Origin of the sequence: Novosphingobium aureum, assembly GCF_015865035.1 — a bacterium.
In the GTDB taxonomy this organism is placed as follows: domain Bacteria; phylum Pseudomonadota; class Alphaproteobacteria; order Sphingomonadales; family Sphingomonadaceae; genus Novosphingobium; species Novosphingobium aureum.
Genome location: NZ_JADZGI010000001.1, coordinates 2,836,536 through 2,857,627, shown reverse-complemented (window position 1 = coordinate 2,857,627; position 21,092 = coordinate 2,836,536). Strand labels below are relative to the sequence as shown.

The window sequence follows — 21,092 nt, the reverse complement described above, 5'->3', positions numbered from 1 at the left end:
CCGATCCCATCTCGAACTCGGCCGTGAAACCTGACAGCGCCAATGGTACTTACGCTCAAGCGTCGGAAGAGTAGGACGTCGCCAGGCATTGAAGCCGGCGTGATCAAAAAACCCATCACAATGACAAAGGGCATCCGCCCAGAAAAGGGCCCCTCAAGGGCCCTTTTTGCGTCTCTAAAAAGGCGCAAGGTCTCAGGCCAACGCCCCGAAGCCACAGGCTTCGCAAGGCCAAACGGCCGTCCGGACCGCCGACAGGCGGGAGGATAGCCAAGCCGACGCACGTCGGCGCCGGCGCATGAGGCCAACAATATGGTGACGCGGGGTGGAGCAGCCCGGTAGCTCGTCAGGCTCATAACCTGAAGGTCGTAGGTTCAAATCCTACCCCCGCAACCAATCCAAACACTTACGACAAAGGCGCCAACGGCGCCTTTTTTTGTGTCCGCACCAGAGCCGCAACAATTGCGTGGCAGCTTGTCGCAACAAGTGGCACCAGGTGCTGAACGATAGGCTCTCGTTAAGCCTGATTATGCCGCTCGAGCCTCGGATCGTGGTTGAGGAATGCTCACCGCGTCACCAACACGAGAGCCGGTTATGCGACCAAATCCTGTCCTCTAGACCAGCGGAAATTGTTCCTGCGAGGCGCGACCACGCAGGACCCCTGTCAGAAAGTGGAGCGGCATGTCGCAAGCGATCACACCCCTCGTGCAAGATAGGTCTAAGAGCCGAGGCAGCGCTGCTGCCCTGTTCGCGCTCGGACTGGGCGCCTTCGCAATCTCTACGTCCGAGTTTGCGAGCATGGGCCTGTTGCCGCTCTTCTCGCGCGACCTGTCGTTGACTATTCCAGTCGCGACCAATGCAATTACAGCTTATGCGATCGGCGTGACCATCGGTGCGCCGCTGATCACGATCGCAACCGCAAGGCTCAACAAGAAACGCTTGCTGGTGGGACTGATCCTGCTGGCCTTTCTGGCGAACTGCATGACGGCTCTGGCCGGCGATCTGGTTTTGCTGGTCGCGGGGCGTTTCATCTCGGGCTTGCCGCAAGGTGTCTATTTCGGGGCTGCTTCGCTTGTCGCGACCCGCATAGTGGGCCCCGAGCGCGCCGGGCGGGCCGTCTCGCTGGTATTTTTCGGGATTTCTGTCGCCACCATCGCCGGTGCGCCATTGGGCACCTATATCGGCCAGCAATTCGACTGGCGCGTGGCCTACGCGGCGATCGGCCTGCTCGCGCTCGTGGCAGCGCTTGCACTGGTCATGCTTGTCCCGCAGCGGTCCGATCTGGCCGGCGGTCCGATCAGCAACGAGCTGGCTTCGCTGCGTCGGGGCAATGTGTGGATCATGGTCCTGTTTGGCTCCTTTGCGGTTTCCAGCCTCTTCGCGATCTACACCTTCATCGGACCGCTGGTTACCGACGTGGCGCTATTGCCCGCGGGCATGATACCGCTCGCGCAGATGCTGATCGGTTTCGGTATCGCGCTCGGTGCACTGTGGGGTGGTGGCATGGCCGACCGTTACCGGTTTCGCGCTCTGGTCGGATCGCTGATCGCTGCCATGGTGGCAATGCTGGTCCTCTACCTTCTGGCGGGACAGGCGGTCGCGATGCTGGGCCTGCTGTTCGTGAGTTCGTTCCTGCTCAATGCGGCCGTTCCCTCGATCACCGTGCAGATGATGCACATGGCGCCTGAATCGCCAACGATGATGGGGGCGCTCAACATGGCCGCTTTCAATATCGCCAATGCCGTTGGCGCAATCGGTGGAGCGCTCGCGGTCGATGCGGGGCTGGGCATGCGCTCGCCGGTCCTTGCGGGACTGGGGCTTACGGGTGTCGCACTGGCAATCTTCGCGGCGGCCTGGCCGCGCCTGCGGCGAGGGTGACCCCGGTTGCTTGGCCCGACGAGCTCAACCGGGCCGGACGGGCAGGGCGATCTCGGCAGTGCCGAGGCACATCTTCACGCCGTTCTGGTTTTGCATCAGATGCTTAACGTGGACGAGATGGCGACCATCCTCTTCGATGGACTTGTCGGTTACTTCAGCGGTCTGGATGGTGATGTCTCCCGAAAGTGCCGGACCGCGGTAGTTGGCGATCGAGTGCACCACCATGCCATGTTCGCCAGCCCATCCTGCAAGGTAGTCAGTGATCCAACTGCCCATCGAGGCGCCGTATCCGTAGGCACGGGGCATCCCGATCTTGCGGGCATAGCGCGGGAACAAGTGGCCACGCGAGGGGCCGTAATAGGCGCCGTCAGTCAGTTCGGGGTTGATGCGCTCCATCACCGGGTCGTTCTCGTGCCCTGCCATCTCGCGGGTGAAGCCAAGCGCTTCCATGTCGATCTGGCGCCGGTCGATCGTGCCCCAGATGGTGAACAGGTAGGCGCGCCATTCCGTGGTGAAGCTGGCGACCGAGTGCGGCCCGAAGACGCGCTCCGGTAGTTGGTCGCCGATCGCTACATCGTCCCACCAGCGCTCGTCGTGGCCGAGGTCGTGCAGCATCTTTATCCAGGTGAACTTGCGCGCCTCGAGGGCCTCGATTTCGTCGTCGCTCCACTCCGGTTCCTCGAATTGCGCGGGATCGACGCGCGCACCGCCCGCTGCAGCATTGTAGCGCAGGGCAGTGGAACGCTGTTTGCAGATGAGCTCGCCGTGCTGGTTGCGGTAGTAGTTGTCGCCGCGCTGGAAGCAGGTCGGGCCGAAGCCGGTTTCCTTGACCGTGTAGTCGTGGGCGATGCGCTCGTTGCTGATCACGTCGCCGCCGAAGATGCGCGGGCCGTAGTGCCAGAATTCGTCGCCGGCGAAGAGCAGGTGCGAATCCGGGATGCGCCCAAGACAGGCCCCGGCCGTGCCATGGCTCTCGTCCATCGCCACGGGAAAGCTCTGCGGAGCGACCAGCCGACCCCAGCGGCTTTGCGCGGCATAGTCGCGATCGAAGTGGACGAGGTTGGGGTAGTGCATCGCATGGACCCAGCGGCGAATGTCCGTGTTGCCCAGAGGTTCGCGGATCGGCGAGGACTCGACGGTCTTGCCGAGGTACTGGTCGAGATCCGAGCAATCGAGGATGGCTTCGCTCATGGGGTTATCCTTTGGCCGGGTTGGCGGGCTCGCGCCGGTTGATCAGCGGGCGCTGGTAGGAGGGGTCAGCAGGGCTACGGGAGGAAAGACCATTGGCAGCGATGTCGGGCAATTCGGCGAAGGGCACCGCAATTGCGGGCGGCATGCCAGCCCATTCCACGAGATTGGTACGCAAGGCGATGCGCCAGCTTCCCGAGCGTCGCTCCAGCCGGTCGATGTAACGTCCGCCCGCGATCACCAGAGTGCCATCGCGGTTCACCGCCACGAACTGATAGTAGGTCTGGGCATGGGCGACGTCGCCGTCGAGGTCGATGTCGGAATGCAGCAGGCCATGCTGGGTAAGGCTCTGGCCTTGTTCGTGCATTGGCACGGCCCAGTCCCAGCATTCCCGGGCAGAACCTACGAAGGGACCGGCCGCGACCTGCGCGTCGTCCCAGAAGGCGGAGAGGTAGGCTCGCGGTCGAACCGGTCCATCCCGCGCGAGAAGGCTTCTAGCGCCTCGCGTATCGCCTGCTTGGCAAGCATCGCGTCGATCGCGCGTTCGCGTTCTTGGGGTGCCCCGCTCTCAGTGCCCATGATAGTCGTTCTCCCGGATTGGCCCCCACAGTGGGCTGCCCCGCTTTGCACGCATGGTCTCGATCCGGCGCCCGTCGATATCGACAACGCCATAGTGATCGGCGAGTTCGGCAGTGATGTAGGTCCCGCCCGAGCGATCCATAATCGCTGGATCGCAGGCCATGGCGGCAATCACCCGGCCGGGATGTTCGACCGAGGAACCGCTCTGCCCCGCGACTGACCCGGTCATCTTGTCTGCGGCACGCGCGAGATTGTCGCGGGCCTTCTCGGTCAGCGTCAGCCCTTGCCACAATGAGACGGCGGCAACACCGTAGGGTTCGAGTTCGATGGCCATGTCGCGCGCAATGCGATCGACGGTGCACTTGGTCGCGGAGAATACCACCCCATAGGTGTAGGTCACCCCGGTGTAGCCCGATATCATGACGATGAGCCCCGATCCCTGCCGGGCCATGATCTTCGCGGCATGGTAAGATGCGGTGAAGTAGGATCTCATTCCCACGTCCCACATCTCGAGATTGGACAGCGGCTTTTCCCAGAACGGAGCCGGGTCGAGTAGGTCCTCGGAGAGCTGTGTCGCGCTGTTGACGAGGATGTCGAGGCGGCCTTGCTCGCGCTCTATCTGTGCGAAGAGGGCCGCAACCGCCGTGTCGTCACTGTGATCGCACGTGACCGCGATGCCCGATCCGCCACTGACACTCCCGCGTGCGGTACATTCGCGCGCCGTCGTGCCGACGGTGCCGGGCAGGTAGTAGTCGCCTTCCTTGACGGTGCGTCCGGTGACGTAGACGCAAGCTCCTTGTTCGGCGAGAACGAGCGCGATGCCCTTACCGATGCCTCGGCTCGCTCCGGTGACGAGCGCCACTTTTCCGGCCAGTGGTGCGCTCAAGGTCGGACCGTCGTGAAGAAGTGCTCGGAGAAATCGCCGCTCGCGTGCCCGGCGTAGTGGTCGGCAGGGAAGGGCTGTCCCATCAGCCCGCTGGCCCAGTCGGTCGAAGGCCCCCAGTCATTGCACCAGTCGTAGAGCATGACGCGCCGGGCAATGCGCCATTCGCCTTCGCGTCGTTCGAAATTATCGAGATAGCGACCGCCTATGCACATGTCGGTGTCGCCCTGGCCTGTGACGATGCGGTGGTAGGACAGGACATGGGTCTCGCACTTTGCATGGTCGTTCGCATCCGGAACGATGTAGCTTTGCCCTAGCACGTGCTGGGTATTGGCGATGGCGTCCGAGCCGGGGACCACCCAGTCCAGGTATTCGTCGTAGGACCCCGCTTTCACGCCGAAGTCGTACGTGGCATCGGGCCACCAGCAGCTGCCGATCAATTGCGCATCGCGGCGGTCCTCGCCGCGTGCAAGGGTCTCGATACACCACCGTATCGCGGCGCGATCGACCAAAGTCCTGAGTTCTGTTTCCATGCTTCCTCTCTCCGGGAGGAGAGACTGGCACGCCGGGCGACCCGACTGCTTGACAATTTCGGACAAAATTTCCGTAGTGCCGACATGGAGAGAGAAGTCGCCAAGAGCACTGCACCAAGTCCGCAGCAGGAGTCGGCGATGGCCGGAACACTCTCCAAGGAGGGGCCGAGCCAGCAGGCTTACGATATCGTTCATGCAAGAATGCTCGACCAGTTCGAGCAACTCGTGAGCGAACTGGGAGGCGATCCCGCGATGGTGGCTCGCGAGGCCGCAGTGCCGCTGCCTTCCGGCAGTATCGGCGGCACAGCCGAGGTCGCCTGCGCAGGAGCGCGGGCCCTGACGTATGGCGACGCCGTGCGCTTGCTCGAGGTCGCGGCTGCACGGCTGGGATGCTCCGACTTCGGGCTTCGTCTCGCCGCGCGCCAGAACGGCCCCGGCATCTTCGGGCCGCTCGGTGCGGCGATGCGCAATGCACGCAATTACGGGGAAGCGCTCGATTACGCGGCACATCATGTCTATGCGCACAGCCTCGCGGCACGGGTCTGGCGCGAGCGTGTCGGCGCGACCGGGCAGGTCTTCGTGGGACACGATATCCTGATATCCGGGACTCGTGGCCGGCGCCAGGCGATCGAGCAGATCCTGCTAGCCGGGCATCTCGTCGCGATGGCGCTCACCGGCGGACGGGCGCGGGCGAGGCAGGTGTGTTTTCGCCACGAGGCCATGTCCTCAATGCGCGTCTATCGTCGCTATTTCGGCTGCGAAGTGCGGTTCGGGCAAAGGGCGGACGGAATCAGTTTCGATGCGCAGGACCTTGCTGCGCCTATTGTCGCCCCCGATCCCTACGCGCTGGCACAGGCACTGGCGCGCATCGAACACGGCTTCACGCATCGCGAGCCACCATTTCACGCCAGGGTGCGCGCGGTCGTCCTGCGCCAGCTGGCCGTTGGCGGCGGCTCGTGCGAGAGTGTTGCGGGAGTCCTGTGCATGCACGTGCGCACACTCCATCGCCGCCTGCGGGCGGAAGGGACCTCCATCAGCCGCATCAAGGACGAGGTGCGCCGGGAATTGCTGGGGTACTATCTCGAGGACACCAGTCTGGCGCTGCCGGTCATCTGCGAAAGGCTGGGCTTTGCCGAGCACTCGGTCATGACGCGCTACTGCCGCCGCCATCTCGGGGCACCGCCCAGCGTCCTGCGCGCGCGACTTGCGGGGACTGCATGACTCTTGGCCCGCCAGTGTGCGGACCGGGCCTGGTCTACTTGACGAAATCGACCACCAGCGAGATCGGCTTGCCGCCTGCGCGCATGTCGGCGGGCGGAACCCGGCTGACCGGCATCAGCGACTGGTCGAAGGGCTGGACCACCCATTCCTCGGGATTGCGCCAGTAGTGGTAAAAGTGGATTTCCTCGCAGTGGCGGATACGTGAGGCCAGAATTACTTCGAGCAGGCCGTGAAAGGTGGGAAACCACAAGTGCGTGTCGCCGCCCGGCGGAAGGCTGACCTCGACATCGCCGGCCATGGCGGCCTGCAGCGCTCCGCCCATGGCCACGTCGTACAGCACCCTGCCGGTATGGTCGTAGGCCGAGCGCCGTCGCAGCAGGGGGCTGTTGTAGTCGGGCAGGCTAAGCCGGAAGAGGCCTCCATCGCGCAGGCATCGGTAGATGTCGTCGAGGATTGCGGGGACCTTTTCGCGTTCGACGTGCTCGAACACGTCCTGCGACTGGAAGCCGGGTACACTGCCGTCGTCGAAGGGCAGGGCCGCGCGGGCGTCGTGCGCGATGTCGCGGTCGAAGCGCGGGGTGAGGGCAAGTCCGAGGAAACGGCCCGAACGGTACTGGGGTTCGTGCGGGAACAGGTTTCCGAAGTAGATGTAGCTGTTGTCGCCCGACATGGGCCGCGCATCATTGTCCATCACCGTTTTGTCTCTCACCATCGCGCCTTATTTGCAGGATGGTGAGGAGCTGGCAGTAGAGCAATCAGGTCAGATACTTATCTGCCGGAACGCTGAAAGCGCTCAGGCGCCGAGCCAGATCCATGCGACGAGGACAAGCGCTGCGAGGGCGCAGGCCAGTATGCGCCATGCAGGGGCCGGGGTCATACCGGTGAACCCCTGGGGGACCGGGCGCGAACCGGTGACCATCGGGGCGATGATGTTGTCACGGCGCACGATGCGATAGAACGCGATCGCGACAAGGTGCAGTCCGACGAACACGAGGATCAGATTGAACACCAGTTCGGTGTGCCACTCGGTCGCATCGTAGGCGAACTCGAAGCCGACCAGATGATTGAGCGGTCCTGCACTGCCATAGTCGGGATCGCCAGCCACGAGGCCGAGGCTGACCTGCAAGCTCATCAGGCCGAGCAGGGCGACGACGCTCCAGCCACCTGCCGCATTATGGCCGATGGACAGAGCGTGGGGCCCCTTGCCGAACAGCGAGGCCAGATAGCGGAACACTGCGCCCGGACTGCGTACGAAGTTGGCAAAGCGTGCGGTCGAGCTACCCGCGAAGCCCCAAAGGATGCGGAACACGAGCAGGCCCAGCAGGACTGTACCCAGTCGCATGTGCCAGGCCATCTCGTCGTTTTCTGCTGTCCACCAGAGCGCGGGGATCAGCCCCGCAAAACTCCAGTGAACGATGCGCACGGGAAGGTCCCAGAGGCGCACTCGGTTTGCCGCGGGACCCTTCACCGGTGTCAGTCCTTCTTCTTCATGCGGAATTCGTCGTGGCAGCCCTTGCAGGCCATGCCGGCCTCGCCGAACGCGGTCTTGACTGCGGCAAGGTCCTGAGCGCCAGCGGCGGTGTTCAGGTTGTCGGTCGCGGTGATCAGCTTGGCTGCCGCTGCCTGGAATTCTTCGGGGCGCTCCCAGATCGTGGCGAGGGCCTCGGTGTCTTCGCCGGAATCGGGGCCGGTGCCGGCGGGGAAGAAGTCGGGTACCTTCTTGGCGTTCGCAGCCATTTCCGCTGCATTTTCCGAGATTACCGCGAAATCGGGGCTGTCTGAATCGAGCTGGCCCTTCACCGCCTTCATCGACTTGGCGATTGCCTTGAAGTTGTCCTCGCGCGCTTCGATCGTGTCTTCGGGATCAGCGGCCGCAGCGGCGGTCTCGAGATCGGCCTGGGTCGCATCGTCGCTCGGCGCGGAGCCCGAGCAGGCGGACAGGACGAGCGCGAGGGCTGCAGCGGGTACGGTCAGTCGCAGGGCGGTCTTCGATGCCATGGGTCAGTTCTCCGGGTGACGGGGTTGCGGGTGTCGAAATTCCAGGACGGGCTGGTTCGTGCGCTCCCAACGCACGAGGCCTGCCAAAGTTGCGATGCCAGCGCCTCGGCGGCGAGCCGGGGCAGGCAGGAATGAGTGTTCACCAGTGTGCGCGCAGACCGCTCGCGGATGCAAGCCCTTGCGGCAAGTCCGGGTTCGGGCGTTTCCGCCTGGCGAAAGGCACCAGGCCCCGTTTGCGAAAGCGTAAGGGAGGAAGCACCCGTGGATGCTTCCTCCCCCTGCATTCCCCGAAAGGGGATCACGTGCGGCGTCCAGGCCCGGCTCACAGGCCAGACACGCTCACAGGCCGATCACGCCGCCATCGTTCTTGGTGATCGCCACGATTGCCGAGCGCGGGCGCGCGGTGGCATCGGCGTCGGTCTGGCTGGCCGGCCAGTTACTGGTGATGTTGGCGGCATCGCCGCGCTCGCCCGGGTGCTGGATGCCGACGAACAGCGTGCGCCCGTCGGGCGTCATGTCGATGCCGGTGATCTCGCACTGGGTCGGGCCGACGAGGAAGCGGCGCAGGTTCGCCGCCGAGGCCGAAGCGCCGACGAAGGTGGCCTGGCTGCCGGTCGCGCCGGTGTTGGGGTTGGTGTTGTTGATCGTCCGCGCACCGCCGTCGCCGACCGTGCCGGGCTGTGCAGCGAGCAGCATGCAGTTGGTCACGTCGGTCATCGCACCGTCGTCGGTCTCGATCCAGAACAGCGGGTTGAACTGGCCCGAAGGCGCCGATGCACGCGAGAAGTACGCGCCGTCGGGGCTCGAGAAGTCGTTGCTGAGGTCGAGGTTCGAGACGTTGATGTTGGCCTGCTCGTCGGCCGTGTCGGTGTCGAGGGTGTCGGCACCGAACAGGTAGATGTCCCAGGTGAAGGTCATGGCGGCGGTGGTGTCGCCATCTTCACGCAGACGCACGATGTGTCCGTTGGGGTTGCCCGAACCCCAGTACGAACGCGGGTTGGCGGCGTTGGTACCGTCGACCGGGCGGTTCGAATTGTTCGAGTTGGTCAGCGTGAGGTAGATCTCGCCGGTGGCCGGGTTGCCTGCGGTCCACTCGGGACGGTCCATCGGCGTGGCGCCAACGGCATCGCCCGCAAGGCGGCAGTTTATCAGGATGTCGGCCTGGCTCTCGAAGGCGTACTCGGGATAGCTGCCCGAAGCGGGACGGGCGGGAACCTGTCCGAAGACCAGCGGCAGCCAGGTGCCGGTGCCGTCCGCATTGAAACGCGCGACGTAGAGCGTGCCGTTGTCGAGGTACTTGTCGCCGGTAGCGAGGCGATCGGCGGCGTCGGTATCGGCGGCGTCGAAATTCGCGTTCGAGACGTACTTGTAGAGATATTCGCCGCGCGAGTCGTCACCCATGTAGACGCCGACCGGCTGGCCCGCGACGATCTGGGCAAAGGCACCTTCGTGGCCGAAGCGGCCGAGCGCGGTGCGCTTGCGCGGGGTCGAGGCGGGATCGTAGGGATCGATCTCGACGACCCAGCCGAACTGGAACGGCTCGTTGCGGAAGTCGCTGGTGGCAGCGGTGGTGGCGCTGGTGGTGGTGGCGTTCCAGCGCGTGATGCGCGTGTCGGTGCTCGAGGCCGTCGACCAGGCGTAGGAGCCCGAGCGGCTGGTCACGCCGTTGCGACGCAGCGAGGCGAGCTGGCGTTCGGAGCGCAGCGCATCGTCGGCGCTGTCGCGGCGGAAATAGCCGTGGAAGTTCTCCTCGCAAGTGAGGTAGCTGTGCCAGCCGGTCACGCCGTTGGCGCAGTTGTTGATCGTACCGCGGCCCGCGGTGCCTTCGGGCGAGTACATCGTCTGCAGCCAGGCATTGCCGGCGGCAGGGCCGTGGAACGACATCACCGTATTGGGCGTGACGCGGCGGTTGAAGGCGCTGTCCTGCACGTAGGTCCAGTTGCGATCGCCATTGTCGACGTATTCGGCGACCGAGACGCCGTGGCACTCGATCTCCTTGAGCACTTCATCGAGCGGGCGCGCGCCGCCGACCGTGGTCGGGCCGTTGGGGTGCAGGTAGCTCTCGGTGATGTTCTCGTGGTTCTGGACCATGAGGCCGCGCCCATTGGCGCCGGCATCGGGCGCACCGGCGTCGGACAGGCCGAAGTAGGCGAGGGCGTCGGCATGGTCGCCGATGCGGTTGGCAAAGTCGGCGTCGCTGCCGTCGTTGGCATAGGCCGGGGTCGCCGCAGTGAGCGGGTCGCCGAGACGGGTCATGACGGTGACCGAGTAGCCTTCGGGAACCACGACGATGTCCTCGAGGCTGTGGCCGACCGCGCTGAAGCCAAGGACTGCCGGCGATACGCGCACGGTGGTCTGCGAGGAGGCCTGGCTGCCCAGTGCATTCGAGGCGATGAATTCGAAGACGATGTCGGTTGCGCTCTCGACCGCGGGAGCGATGAACGAGACGCTCGCGCCCGAACCCTCGAGGGTCACGGTCGGTCCGCTGCGCTGGGTCCAGCGAGCGTTGGTGGTCGTGCTCGCACCCGAAGTGACGGTGCCGGTCAGGGTGACGGTGCGGCCGGCGCTGGTGGCGGCGCTGCTGCCTGCGCTCACGACGAGTGCGCCGTTGTTGCCGCCGTCATCATCGCCGCAGGCCGCCAGCATGCCAGTGCCCATGAAAGCAAGGCTGGTGGCCTTGGCGCCGCCGAAGATCGCCTGGCGGCGCGAGTAGCGATCCGCTGCCAGCGATTCGAGCGAGGGAGCCGCGCTGTCGTTCGTGTCGGTGTCCGCCTCGGTATAGCCGAGCGCGGGATCTTTCATGGTTATGTCGAAAAAGCCCCGTCTGGAAAGGTGGTGACGGGTAGCTAGGGGCCTTGCGTGACAAGCAGACGCCATTTCGATGGCGGTTGCATGTAGCTTTGCTGACCTTCGTATGACCCGTACTTGACGGTCCGACACGCACGGTGCGGCGAAGGGGGCGCAAGGGGCGGGCATCCGAGCCTGCTGGATGAAGGGTGCAAGCCGCGCGGACGACCTCTGGACATGTCGGAAAACCGCCATTTTTCGCGATTTTCTTGACTCTGCGCGACCGAGGCGTTAGGAGGCGGCCTTTCAGACATCCAGTTTCTTACGGAGTGCCCATGGCGCGCGTTACTGTCGAAGATTGCGTCGACAAGATTCCCAACCGTTTCGATCTCGTTCTGCTTGCCGCACAGCGTGCGCGCGAGATTTCGGGCGGCGCCGAACTCACGCTCGAGCGCGATCGCGACAAGAACCCGGTCGTGGCCCTGCGCGAAATCGCCGAGCAGACCGTGGTGCCGACCACCCTCAAGGAATCGCTGGTCACTTCGATGCAGCGCGTCCTTCCCGACGACGACGACGAGATGGACGAGATCGGTTCGCTCAGCCAGTCGGCCGAGGCCCTGCGCATCACCGCTTCGGCGCCCACGCGCAACACCTCGCTGGGCGGCGACTACGACGGCTGATCCGTCTGCCTGCCCGGACGCGATACGCGTTCGTCGGCGGAAGGCGGGATCTGCCCCCGGGTGCGTTTCATGACGATACCGGCGGCGGGTTGACTGCCTGAAGCGTGCCATGCATCGATATCGGCGTGGCAGGCAAGAACAAGACACTTCCCCGTATCGCGGGGCTTCTGGGGGGATCGTCCGGTAAGTCGGACGGTCCCTCCGGCGTGTCCGGAGCAACGATTGCCGTCTACAGCGTCAAGGGCGGTGTCGGCAAAACCACCTTCTCGGCGAACCTGGCCTGGTGCGCGGCGCAGATATCGGGTTTCCGGACATTGCTCTGGGATCTCGACGCGGCGGGCGGTTCGGGATTTCTCTATGGGTTGGAACCGCGCTGCTCGAAGCAGGCGGGCGAGGTCTTCTCGAAGGACGCCGCACCTTCCAAGCTGATCCAGAAAACCAGCTACGAGCGCATTAACGTTCTTCCGGCCGACGAGTCGATCCGTGCGCTCGATGCGCAGCTCACCCAGATCGGCAAGCGCAAGCGCCTCGCCAAGCTGACGCGGGATCTGGGGCGCGACTATCAGCGCGTCATTCTCGACTGCCCGCCGGTCATGAACGAGCTTTCCGCGCAGGTCGTGCGTGCCGCCGACGTGGTGATCGTACCGCTCCCGCCATCGCCGCTGTCTTCGCGCGCCTTCGATCTCGTCGTGCGCGAGATCGCGGGCAATACCCGGCGCCATCCCCCGATCCTGCCGGTGCTCTCGATGCTCGACATGCGCCGCACGCTGCACCGCGAGCAGCGCGAGGCCCATCCCAACTGGCCCGCCATCCCCTACGCCAGCGCCGTAGAGCAATGCGCCGTTCGCCGTCAGCCGGTCGGTGAACTGGCGCCCTCCAGCCCTGCCGCGCAGGCTTTCGCGCGGCTGTGGGCTGCTATCGAGAAGAAGCTGGCCGAGCGCTAGTCGGGCGGCAGGAAAACGCTTGCATTGCACTCACGCTGCATCGCGGTACAATTTCGCCGTGCAGCAGGGGTGCGACGACGCATGAGTGACTTGGTAGACGGGATCGGCACGATGGCCGAGGGCGCGCTGGTCGGTGCCGCCATCGAAGGTGGGCGGCCCGACGATACGGGCCACACCCACGAGACCGAGTGCCTCAATTGCGGCACGCATCTGGTCGGATCGCATTGCCACGCTTGCGGGCAGCACGCGCATGTTCATCGCACGATCGGCGCGCTGTTCCACGATATCCTGCATGGTGTACTTCACTTCGAGGGGCGTACCTGGGCCACGCTACCGATGCTCGCGTGGAAGCCGGGGCAATTGACCCGGCGCTATGTCGATGGCCAGCGTGTGGCCTTCGTTTCGCCGATGGCGCTGTTCCTGTTCTCGATCTTCGTCATGTTCGCGGTGCTGCAGATCATGGGCATATCGCCGCCCGTACGGACGGGTGAGACCAGCACAGCCGAACATATAGCGGCCAGCGAGGAGCGCCTTGTCGAGAAGCGCAAGGACTTGCTTGCCGACCTTGCCGCGGACGACATGGATCCGGCAGAAAGCGCCGAGAAGCGCCAGGCGCTCGCGACGACCGAGGAGAACCTCGCCGGCCTGCGCGCGCTGCCTGCGTTCATGCGCGAGAAGGATGCCGGTACCGAGCAGATGCATTCGGGCTGGAAGCGGCTCGACAAGGGGATCGGCAAGTGGCGGGACAACCCGGGGCTGATGCTCTACAAGCTTCAGACGACGGCCTACAAGTTCTCGTGGTTGCTGATCCCGCTGTCGGTTCCCTTCGTGGCCTTGCTCTTCCTGTGGCGGCGGCGCTTCGGCCTCTACGATCATGCGGTCTTCGTCACCTATTCGCTTGCCTTCATGACGATGCTGGGGATCGTCGCGACGATCATCGGGGCGCTGGGCGTGGCGAGCGAAACCCTCCTGCTCGGCTGCACCGCAATCGCTTGCGTACATATTTACCGCCATCTCCAGGGGACATACGAACTATCCGCCGGGTCCACGCTGTGGCGCACGGTGGTTCTGTTGTGCCTGATCCAGATTGTGCTCGGATTGTTCGCGACGGCGCTGGTTTTTCTCGGTCTCGTCGGCTGACCGACCCGATGCGAAGCTAGGTACGAAAGCAAGGGGCTGACGCCGCTGCCGTTGGTCGGCCTGCAGCCATCCTCCATCGATAAGCGATATCGTTTGCCAGCCTGCACGCGCAGGTCGTGGCCATGCAAACGTACCAGAAGGCGCCCCGGGCGCCCGTCAGCTTGGCATTGCCGATCGGGGTGGGGAGATGAGGTTCGTCCATCGCATCGACGCGCTCAAGCGACGCGTCCAGATCGTGGAAGTGCGGCTCGAGGCGTTGCAGGCAGCGAGCTTTCTCGATGGACGCCAGGCTTTCTGGAGCTCCTCCGACAGCTACGATGTCGCGCGCATGCGCGCGTTGCTCGATCCGAGCACGACTGCAGTGCGTGGCTGGATATTCCATGTCGGCTTTTGCGGATCGACATTGCTGAGCCATCTGCTCGAGCAGCCGCGTGATGTGCTTGCCTTGCGCGAACCGCAGGCGCTCGTCGACCTCGCCGACCAGGCCCCGCAACTGCGCATGCTGGGCCGCGCGCAAGCCATGACCGGCTGGGTCGAATTCCTCGATACTCACTTTGGCGGGCTGGCCGATGCCGCGCTGCCGGTCGTGGTGAAGCCGTCGAACTGGGTAAATCCGCTACTGCCTGACCTGGCCGCGTGCGGGCTTCTCGAAAAGGCGGTCTTCGTGACCATGGAGCGGCGCGCCTGGTTGCGGGCATGTATCCGTGGCGGGCGCGATCGCCTCGCATGGGTGGCGCGCTGCGTTCAGCACACGGCGCAGACTGACGCGGATGTCGCCCGGCTCATGCCGCTGGCCGCTAACGGCGTACGCGATCCGCTCGACCAGGTGGTGCGGTTGGCAGCATTGCTCGAATGGGCGCAAGCCCGCAGCTTTGCTTGCTTCGATCCACAAGGGGCGCGCAGCATCGATTATCGAGAGATCGTAGACGATCCCGCCCGGGCGGTGGCGCGTACGCGGTGCCTGCTGGACCTGCCAGCCAGTGCCAGCCCCATTGTACCGCTCGAGCATCATGCCAAGGACCCGGGGCAAGCCTTCGATGCCGAAACGCGTGCGCGCGAAGACCGGGAGGTCGAGCTCGCCCATGGTGTGCGGATCGACGCCGCGCTTGCCTGGATCGACTGCGAGACCGGGCCACGCCCGGCCCGTCGCAAGCGCGCCTGAAGGGCAGGCGCACGGATCAATCGGCCCAAAGTCGAACGCCCAAGCAAAAGGGGCGACAGGCCAGTGCCCGGCGCCCCTCCTGCATTCTCCTGTCGGAGAACCGTATCGGGTCTGGTCAGGCGCCCTGCGGCGCTGTGCCTCCCGAATAGCGTTTGCCCGACTTGGGGATCGACGAACCCGTGACCGGACGCGCCGAACTGGGGCCACGTGGTTCATTGGGACGGTCGATCGAGCCCGTCTCGATCAGCTTGGTGATCTCGTCACCCGAGAGCGTCTCGTATTCGAGCATGGCCTGGGCCAGCGCCTCGAGCTGATCGCCCTTGTCGGTCAGGATCTGCGTCGCGCGGGCATGGGCGTTGTCGATCAGCGTGCGGATCTCGCTGTCGATCAGCTTGTTGGTCTCGTCCGAGCCCATCGTGCGCTGCGAGCCGCCCATGCCGAGATAGCCTTCCTGGCTTTCCTCGTACTGGAGCGGGCCCAGCTTGTCCGACATGCCCCACTTGGTGACCATCGAGCGTGCGAGGCTGGTCGCATACTGGATGTCGCCCGAGGCGCCCGAGGAGACTTTGTCGTGACCGAAGATCAGTTCTTCGGCGACGCGGCCGCCCATTGCGACCGAGAGGTTCGCGAGCATCTTGTCGCGGTGGTACGAGTAGCTGTCGCGCTCGGGCAGGCGCATGACCATGCCCAGCGCACGGCCGCGCGGGATGATCGTCGCCTTGTGGATCGGGTCCGATGCTGCCTCGTTGAGCGAGACGATGGCGTGGCCTGCCTCGTGGTAGGCGGTCATCTTCTTCTCGTCGTCGGTCATGACCATCGAACGCCGCTCGGCGCCCATCATGACCTTGTCCTTGGCGTCCTCGAATTCCTGCATCGCGACGAGGCGCTTGGAGCGACGCGCGGCGAGCAGGGCAGCCTCGTTTACGAGGTTGGCAAGGTCGGCACCCGAGAAGCCGGGCGTGCCGCGCGCGATCACGCGGGCATTGACGTCGGGAGCGAGCGGCACCTTCTTCATGTGCACCGAGAGGATCTTCTCGCGACCCTCGATGTCGGGCACGGGTACGACGACCTGACGGTCGAAGCGGCCCGGGCGCAGCAGCGCGGGGTCGAGCACGTCGGGGCGGTTGGTCGCCGCGATGATGATGATGCCCTCGTTGGCCTCGAAGCCGTCCATCTCGACCAGCAGCTGGTTGAGCGTCTGCTCACGCTCGTCGTTCGAGTTGCCGAGGCCATGGCCGCGGTGGCGACCGACCGCGTCGATCTCGTCGATGAAGACGATGCACGGCGCGTTCTTCTTCGCCTGCTCGAACATGTCGCGCACGCGGCTGGCGCCGACGCCCACGAACATCTCGACGAAATCGGAGCCCGAGATGGTGAAGAAGGGCACGCCAGCCTCACCCGCGATGGCGCGGGCGAGCAGGGTCTTGCCTGTACCGGGCGAGCCCACGAGAAGGGCGCCCTTGGGAATCTGGCCGCCGAGCTTGGAGAAGCGGGTCGGGTCCTTGAGGAATTCCACGATCTCCTCGAGTTCCTCGCGCGCCTCGTCGATGCCCGCGACGTCGTCGAAGGTGACGCGTCCCTGACGTTCGGTCAGCATCTTTGCCTTGGACTTGCCGAAGCCCATCGCACCTGAGCCGCCGCCCTTCTGCACCTGGCGCAGCGCGAAGAAGGCGATGCCCACGATCAGGAGGAAGGGCAGGGTGTTGGCGATGATGTAGAGCAGCAGGCTGCCCTGCTCGGGCGCCTTGCCCGAATACTTCACGCCCTGATCCTGCAGCGCCTGGGCGAGCGAGGTGTCGCCGGGAACGGGCACGGTCGAGAAGCTGTCGCCGTTGCGCATCTTGCCGTCGATCCGCTCATCGCCGATCTCCACTTGCGAGACGGCGCCTTCGGCGACCTTCGCGCGGAAATCGGAGTAAGGGATCATCGTGCCGGTGGATTCGCGGGCACTGAACATCGAAACCACGATGAGCAGGGCAAGGAAGATGCCGCCCCAGACGAAGAGGCTCTTGACCCAGGGATTGCCGTTGGGCTGGTCGTCGTTGTTCATTGTCGGAATATCCGTCCTTTCCCTGCCAATGTAGGCGCACCCGGCTGAATCGCAAGCTGGCGCAGGCCCTCACAGTCATCGATTCCGCAGATATTCCGAGCAACCCGGCGCATTGGCCGGAACCTGCGCTGTGCGACGGGCGCGCAGGGCTCAGAATCTGTCTGACTGGCGGACTAATCTTGCTCCCGCAGGCACCGCGAAGCCACTTGCGGCAGGTTCGCCCTTGCAGCATGTTTCGCTGCGTTGCGGGATAATGGAGGTGGGGACCTTGGCAGACAGTCATCATTCGCTCTGGAACGAGGACCTTGCGCCGACCGGCGCGGCGCAGCGCAACTGGTGCTGGTACCACTTTGCCGCGCTGTGGGTGGGCATGATCGTTGCCGTGCCGACCTGGATGCTCGCCGCCGGGCTTATCGAGCAGGGCATGTCCGCGCTCCAGGCAACCTCGGTCGTGGTACTGGGCAACGTCATCATCCTCGTGCCGATGCTGCTGATCGGCCACCCGGGTGCGCGCTATGGCGTCCCTTTCGCGGTGCTCGTGCGCTCCTCCTTCGGGACCATCGGCGGACGACTGCCCGCAGCGGCACGCGCGCTCGTCGCCTGCGGCTGGTATGGCATCCAGACCTGGATCGGCGGCGAGGCGCTGCTCACGCTCCTAGGTATCTTCCTCGGCGCCGACATGCGCGGCGCGCCGTTGCTCTTTTTCGGCATCGGTATCGGCGAACTTCTCGCCTTCCTCGCCTTCTGGTCGATCCAGCTGCTCTTCGTGCGCAAGGGCATCACCACCATCCGCCGGCTCGAGACATGGACGGCGCCGCTCAAGATGCTGGCCTGCTTCGCGCTCCTGTGGTGGGCGCTCGATGCCGCCGGCGGTCTGGGCCCGATCTTCTCCAGCCCTTCCGCCTTCGTCGCAGGCGGGGCGAAGGAAGGGCAGTTCTGGGCGGTATATCTGCCTTCGCTGACCGCGATGGTGGGCTTTTGGGGCACGCTCGCACTCAACATTCCCGACTTCACCCGTTTCGCCAAAAGCCAGAAGGACCAGGCCATCGGGCAGACGCTGGGCCTGCCGCCGACGATGGGCCTCGTCGCGCTGATCAGCGTGATGACCACTTCGGCGACGGTCGTGATTTACGGCGAGGCGATCTGGGACCCGGTGCAGCTGGCAGGAACGCTTTCGGGCCCCTTCGTGCTGCTGGGGCTCGTCGTGATCGCGGTCGATACCGTGTCGTGCAACATCGCGGCGAACCTCGTGTGCTCGGCCTACGATTTCTCCGCGCTAAACCCGAGGATGATTTCGTACCGCACGGGCGCGCTCATCACTGCCTTCATCGGCCTGTTCATGATGCCCTGGAAGCTGCTCGAGAGCACCAACGGCTACATCTACACATGGTTGACAGGCTACGGCGCGCTGCTCGGGCCGATCGCGGGCATCCTCATCGCCGACTACTGGCTGGTGCGCGGCACCCGGCTCGATGTCGAGGGGCTCTACGAGGAAGAGGGCCCCTATCGCTACGGCAACGGCTGGAACACGAAGGCGCTGGTTGCGCTGGCACTAGGCATCGCGCCCAATGTGCCGGGCTTCCTCAAGATCTCGTTCCCGGCAAGCTTTGGCGGCTTTGGCTGGATCTGGTCGGAGATCTATACCTACGCATGGTTCGTCGGCGTGTTCGTGGCGCTGTTCGTCTATGCGGGACTGATGCGTCTTTCGGCGGGTGAACAGCCCGAGGCACAACTCGCCTGAAGTGATAAGGGGAAGGCAAGGGGTTAACACCCCTTGACCCCATTACTGTCGCCCTTGGCGCCCGCCAGCTGCCGTGGCTGTATTAGCGGACGTCGACATTGTGGGGAGCTCGAGGGCGATGGCCCTCGAAACTCTCCTTCTTTGTCTCTTAGTCCGAAACGAACCCGCCGCGCGGATCGTCGGCATCGAGGTCCGAGAACTTGGTGATGCGCGCTTCGAACTTGAGCCGCACGCGGCCGGTCGAACCGTGGCGCTGCTTGGCGACGATCAGCTCGGCAAGCCCGGTGACCTGCTCCATGCGCTGGCGCCATGCTTCCCACTTGTCGACCACGTCTGGCGGATCGCCTTCGGCGGGGAACTTGGGCTCGGTCGCGTTGACGTAGTAGTCTTCGCGGAAGACGAACCAGACCATGTCGGCGTCCTGCTCGATCGAGCCCGACTCGCGAAGGTCGGAGAGCATCGGCTTCTTGTCCTCGCGGCTCTCGACAGCGCGGCTAAGCTGCGAGAGTGCGATCACCGGCACTTCCAGTTCCTTGGCGAGCGTCTTCAAGCCACGCGAAATCTCGGAAATTTCGTTCACGCGGTTGTCGTTGGCACGGCCCGAGCCTGAAAGCAGCTGCAGGTAGTCGATGATGATCAGGCCGATGTTGTGGCGGCGCTTGAGGCGACGTGCGCGGGTGCGCAGCGCGGCGATCGAGAGGCCCGGGGTGTCGTCGATGAACAGCGGCAGCTCGGCGAGGCGCTGGCTCGCGAAGGAGAGCTGCTGGAAGTCGTCGCGGCTGATCTTGCCCATGCGCAGCGCTTCGGAACTGATGCCCGACTGCTCGGCGAGGATACGCGTGGCAAGCTGGTCGGCGCTCATTTCGAGACTGAAGAAGGCCGTGGGCGCGCCTACCGACTTACGGTGCTCGATGCCCAGCGCCATGTCGTCGACGTAGCGCTGCGAGGTGTTGAAGGCGATGTTGGTGACGAGCGAGGTCTTGCCCATGCCGGGGCGTCCGGCAAGGATGATGAGGTCGGAATCGTGCAGGCCGCCGATCTTCGAGTTCACCGAGTCGAGGCCGGTGGTCTTGCCCGAGATGTTGCCGCCCGAGTTGAACGCCTTCTCGATGTTGAAGATCGCGGTGTGCGTCGCCTGTGCGAAGCTCTTGGCCTCGTTGGCGGAAGCTGCACCTTCGGCCACCTTGTAGAGCGCGGCTTCGGCCTGCTCAATCTGCTCTTGCGGCTCGACCGATTCCGAGGTGTCCATCGCCCCCTCGACGAGGCCTCGCCCGACCGAGATCAGTTCGCGCAGCAGCGCCAGGTCGTAGATCTGTGCTGCCAGTTCGCGCGGGGCGAGCAGGCCCTGTCCGTCGGCGGTGAGGCGCGCGAGGTAGGACACGCCGCCCAGTGCCTTGAGCTGTTCGTCGGCCTCGAAATAGGGACGCAGCGTGACCGGGGTGACTACCGCCTTGCGGTCGAGCAGGGTGACGATGCGCTCGTAGATGCGCGCGTGAACCGGCTCGAAGAAGTGCTGCGGTGAAAGCTGGGTCGGCAGCTCCTCGATCACGCGGTTGTCGATCAGCACTGCGCCAAGGAACGCGGCTTCGGCCTCGACGTTCGAGGGCAGTGCGCGCGCACCGGTGGTTTCTTCGCCCTCCGAAGAGGCGAGTCTGAGAGCTTCCTGCTGTGCCATAAGCCTTGGACCTTTGACCCTTGTGCGCATCGCCAGCAAGGGCGCGCGCAGGCCATTTTTATCCCCAGCTTGTGGAAGGGCGTCAAGGAATGGCCCGAAAGCACGGGGTTGCCCGGAGATACTGCAAGCGCGTAAAGGCCAAGAGCATCATGGCCGACCCGCGGATCACTCATATCTCCCTCGACGAGGCGACCATCCTGTGGCGCAATGCCGATATCGAACAGGAGCGCCGGATCGCGATCTTCGACCTGATCGAGGACAACCTGTTCAAGCCTGTGCGCGCCTTCGAGAGCGGGCACGAAGGCCCCTATAATCTGCACCTTGCGGTGCGCGACGGGCGTCTGTCGCTCGAGATCGCGGATGAAAAGGGCGTGGCGCTCGAGACGCTGGTTCTGGGGCTGGCGCGGTTCCGTCGGCCGATCCGCGAATACTTCGCGATATGCGAAAGCTACTATCAGGCGATTCGCAAGGCGACCGCGCAGGAGATCGAGACGATCGACATGGCGCGGCGCAGCATCCACAACGATGCCGCCGAACTGCTCATCGACCGCCTCGACGGCAAGGTCGAGACCGATCATCCCACCGCGCGGCGGCTGTTCACGCTGATCTGCGTGCTTCACATCCGCGGCTGACGCG

The 21,092-nt window shown here is 64.7% G+C and carries 17 protein-coding genes, 1 tRNA gene, 1 rRNA gene and 1 pseudogene; 10 read left to right on the top strand and 10 right to left on the bottom strand.

All coding sequences use genetic code 11. The features are described 5' to 3' along the window. The 3 genes from rrf to I5E68_RS13220 all read left to right on the top strand — a co-directional run. Positions 1-87, top strand: a 5S ribosomal RNA gene (gene rrf / locus I5E68_RS13230); the annotation flags it as partial. A 229-nt stretch (positions 88-316) separates the two neighbouring features. Then, positions 317-393, top strand: a tRNA-Met gene (locus I5E68_RS13225). A 285-nt stretch (positions 394-678) separates the two neighbouring features. Beyond that, positions 679-1,875: an MFS transporter gene (locus tag I5E68_RS13220; protein ID WP_228726977.1), complete on the top strand. Its 1,197-nt coding sequence runs from the start codon at positions 679-681 to the stop codon at positions 1,873-1,875. Between the two features lie 24 nt (positions 1,876-1,899). Here I5E68_RS13220 and I5E68_RS13215 read toward each other — a convergent pair whose 3' ends face one another. From I5E68_RS13215 to I5E68_RS13200, 4 genes and pseudogenes are all read right to left on the bottom strand, one after another. After that, a complete protein-coding gene (locus I5E68_RS13215) occupies positions 1,900-3,066 on the bottom strand; it encodes an FAS1-like dehydratase domain-containing protein (RefSeq protein ID WP_197164339.1) in 1,167 nt (388 codons plus the stop codon). A 4-nt stretch (positions 3,067-3,070) separates the two neighbouring features. Beyond that, a pseudogene (locus I5E68_RS13210) lies at positions 3,071-3,463 on the bottom strand (nuclear transport factor 2 family protein); the annotation flags it as partial. Between the two features lie 168 nt (positions 3,464-3,631). Further along, complete coding sequence (locus tag I5E68_RS13205) at positions 3,632-4,528, bottom strand: SDR family NAD(P)-dependent oxidoreductase (RefSeq protein ID WP_197164338.1); 897 nt, start codon at positions 4,526-4,528, stop codon at positions 3,632-3,634. Beyond that, entirely contained in the window at positions 4,525-5,058 is a 534-nt protein-coding gene (locus tag I5E68_RS13200) for a nuclear transport factor 2 family protein (protein ID WP_197164337.1), read from the bottom strand. The genes I5E68_RS13205 and I5E68_RS13200 overlap by 4 nt, the downstream gene beginning before the upstream one ends. A gap of 138 nt (positions 5,059-5,196) precedes the next feature. Here I5E68_RS13200 and I5E68_RS13195 point away from each other — a divergent pair, with 138 nt between their 5' ends. Further along, positions 5,197-6,279 carry an AraC family transcriptional regulator ligand-binding domain-containing protein gene (locus tag I5E68_RS13195; RefSeq protein ID WP_197164336.1) on the top strand — a complete coding sequence of 361 codons (1,083 nt, stop codon included), beginning with the start codon at positions 5,197-5,199 and terminating at the stop codon, positions 6,277-6,279. A 34-nt stretch (positions 6,280-6,313) separates the two neighbouring features. Here I5E68_RS13195 and I5E68_RS13190 read toward each other — a convergent pair whose 3' ends face one another. The 4 genes from I5E68_RS13190 to I5E68_RS13175 form a co-directional block, all read right to left on the bottom strand. After that, on the bottom strand, positions 6,314-6,991 hold the full coding sequence (locus tag I5E68_RS13190; protein ID WP_197164335.1) for a methyltransferase domain-containing protein: 678 nt from the start codon (positions 6,989-6,991) through the stop codon (positions 6,314-6,316). Positions 6,992-7,072: 81 nt separating this feature from the next. Continuing rightward, positions 7,073-7,747: a cytochrome b/b6 domain-containing protein gene (locus I5E68_RS13185; RefSeq protein WP_323982166.1), complete on the bottom strand. Its 675-nt coding sequence runs from the start codon at positions 7,745-7,747 to the stop codon at positions 7,073-7,075. A 5-nt stretch (positions 7,748-7,752) separates the two neighbouring features. Next, positions 7,753-8,277, bottom strand: a complete 525-nt coding sequence (locus I5E68_RS13180) for a c-type cytochrome (protein ID WP_197164334.1) — start codon at positions 8,275-8,277, stop codon at positions 7,753-7,755. Positions 8,278-8,616: 339 nt separating this feature from the next. Further along, a complete protein-coding gene (locus tag I5E68_RS13175; RefSeq protein ID WP_197164333.1) occupies positions 8,617-11,079 on the bottom strand; it encodes a PhoX family protein in 2,463 nt (820 codons plus the stop codon). Between the two features lie 320 nt (positions 11,080-11,399). On the opposite strand from I5E68_RS13175, the gene rpoZ reads away from it, so the two are divergent. From rpoZ to I5E68_RS13155, 4 genes are all read left to right on the top strand, one after another. Then, a complete protein-coding gene (rpoZ, locus tag I5E68_RS13170) occupies positions 11,400-11,744 on the top strand; it encodes a DNA-directed RNA polymerase subunit omega (protein ID WP_197164331.1) in 345 nt (114 codons plus the stop codon). Positions 11,745-11,950: 206 nt separating this feature from the next. After that, positions 11,951-12,688, top strand: coding sequence for a ParA family protein (locus tag I5E68_RS13165; protein WP_323982165.1), 738 nt, complete (start codon positions 11,951-11,953; stop codon positions 12,686-12,688). Between the two features lie 81 nt (positions 12,689-12,769). Further along, complete coding sequence (locus I5E68_RS13160; RefSeq protein WP_197164327.1) at positions 12,770-13,828, top strand: DUF3667 domain-containing protein; 1,059 nt, start codon at positions 12,770-12,772, stop codon at positions 13,826-13,828. A gap of 187 nt (positions 13,829-14,015) precedes the next feature. Further along, positions 14,016-14,990: a hypothetical protein gene (locus I5E68_RS13155; RefSeq protein ID WP_197164325.1), complete on the top strand. Its 975-nt coding sequence runs from the start codon at positions 14,016-14,018 to the stop codon at positions 14,988-14,990. A gap of 115 nt (positions 14,991-15,105) precedes the next feature. On the opposite strand, the gene ftsH is transcribed toward I5E68_RS13155, so the two are convergent. Next, positions 15,106-17,040, bottom strand: a complete 1,935-nt coding sequence (gene ftsH, locus I5E68_RS13150; RefSeq protein WP_197164323.1) for an ATP-dependent zinc metalloprotease FtsH — start codon at positions 17,038-17,040, stop codon at positions 15,106-15,108. 268 nt (positions 17,041-17,308) lie between these two features. Between ftsH and I5E68_RS13145 the strand changes: the two genes are divergently transcribed. After that, on the top strand, positions 17,309-18,781 hold the full coding sequence (locus tag I5E68_RS13145; RefSeq protein WP_228726976.1) for an NCS1 family nucleobase:cation symporter-1: 1,473 nt from the start codon (positions 17,309-17,311) through the stop codon (positions 18,779-18,781). Positions 18,782-18,929: 148 nt separating this feature from the next. Here I5E68_RS13145 and I5E68_RS13140 read toward each other — a convergent pair whose 3' ends face one another. Further along, positions 18,930-20,456, bottom strand: a complete 1,527-nt coding sequence (locus tag I5E68_RS13140; RefSeq protein WP_197164319.1) for a replicative DNA helicase — start codon at positions 20,454-20,456, stop codon at positions 18,930-18,932. A 149-nt stretch (positions 20,457-20,605) separates the two neighbouring features. Between I5E68_RS13140 and I5E68_RS13135 the strand changes: the two genes are divergently transcribed. Further along, positions 20,606-21,088, top strand: a complete 483-nt coding sequence (locus tag I5E68_RS13135; RefSeq protein WP_197164317.1) for a UPF0262 family protein — start codon at positions 20,606-20,608, stop codon at positions 21,086-21,088. Positions 21,089-21,092 lie beyond the last annotated feature (4 nt).

What these genes read in the sequence shown, in the direction of transcription:
- I5E68_RS13220 (WP_228726977.1), top strand. Translation starts at nt 679, where the DNA reads ATGTCGCAAGCGATCACACCCCTCGTGCAAGATAGGTCTAAGAGCCGA.
- I5E68_RS13215 (WP_197164339.1), bottom strand. Translation starts at nt 3,066, where the DNA reads ATGAGCGAAGCCATCCTCGATTGCTCGGATCTCGACCAGTACCTCGGC.
- I5E68_RS13200 (WP_197164337.1), bottom strand. Translation starts at nt 5,058, where the DNA reads ATGGAAACAGAACTCAGGACTTTGGTCGATCGCGCCGCGATACGGTGG.
- I5E68_RS13195 (WP_197164336.1), top strand. Translation starts at nt 5,197, where the DNA reads ATGGCCGGAACACTCTCCAAGGAGGGGCCGAGCCAGCAGGCTTACGAT.
- I5E68_RS13190 (WP_197164335.1), bottom strand. Translation starts at nt 6,991, where the DNA reads ATGGTGAGAGACAAAACGGTGATGGACAATGATGCGCGGCCCATGTCG.
- I5E68_RS13180 (WP_197164334.1), bottom strand. Translation starts at nt 8,277, where the DNA reads ATGGCATCGAAGACCGCCCTGCGACTGACCGTACCCGCTGCAGCCCTC.
- I5E68_RS13175 (WP_197164333.1), bottom strand. Translation starts at nt 11,079, where the DNA reads ATGAAAGATCCCGCGCTCGGCTATACCGAGGCGGACACCGACACGAAC.
- rpoZ (WP_197164331.1), top strand. Translation starts at nt 11,400, where the DNA reads ATGGCGCGCGTTACTGTCGAAGATTGCGTCGACAAGATTCCCAACCGT.
- I5E68_RS13160 (WP_197164327.1), top strand. Translation starts at nt 12,770, where the DNA reads ATGAGTGACTTGGTAGACGGGATCGGCACGATGGCCGAGGGCGCGCTG.
- I5E68_RS13155 (WP_197164325.1), top strand. Translation starts at nt 14,016, where the DNA reads ATGAGGTTCGTCCATCGCATCGACGCGCTCAAGCGACGCGTCCAGATC.
- ftsH (WP_197164323.1), bottom strand. Translation starts at nt 17,040, where the DNA reads ATGAACAACGACGACCAGCCCAACGGCAATCCCTGGGTCAAGAGCCTC.
- I5E68_RS13140 (WP_197164319.1), bottom strand. Translation starts at nt 20,456, where the DNA reads ATGGCACAGCAGGAAGCTCTCAGACTCGCCTCTTCGGAGGGCGAAGAA.
- I5E68_RS13135 (WP_197164317.1), top strand. Translation starts at nt 20,606, where the DNA reads ATGGCCGACCCGCGGATCACTCATATCTCCCTCGACGAGGCGACCATC.